The organism is Clostridium pacaense (assembly GCF_020709765.2).
Lineage (GTDB): Bacteria > Bacillota > Clostridia > Lachnospirales > Lachnospiraceae > Enterocloster > Enterocloster hominis.
This window is the reverse complement of the sequence record NZ_JAJFEB020000117.1, coordinates 1-274: the sequence shown is the minus strand read 5'-3', so window position 1 is coordinate 274 and position 274 is coordinate 1. Positions and strand designations below refer to the sequence as shown.

At 59.9% G+C, this 274-nt stretch carries 1 protein-coding gene; it reads left to right on the top strand.

Annotated features, from left to right (window positions below; translation table 11 throughout):
- On the top strand, positions 1 to 260 hold a 260-nt coding region (locus LK536_RS58730), incomplete at its 5' end, for a hypothetical protein (RefSeq protein WP_506092325.1).
- Positions 261 to 274: the final 14 nt, after the last annotated feature.

The window sequence follows — 274 nt, the reverse complement described above, 5'->3', positions numbered from 1 at the left end:
GAGGAGGAGGAGGGGGGAGGGAGAAGGGAGGGGGGGGGAGGGGGAGGGAAGGGAGAGGAAAGAAAAGGAGGGAAGGAGGAAGGAGGAAAAAGGGGAAGGGGAGGGGGAGGGAAGGGAGGAGGGGAAGAAGGAAGGAAAAGGCAGAAGAAAAAAGGAGAGGGAGGAGGGGAGGAGAGAAGAAGGGAAGGAGGGGGGGGAAAGGAGGGGACGGGGAGGGAAACCAAGGGGGATGGGCAAAGAAAAAAGAAAGAAGCGGATAAAGGAGGCAGGGAGG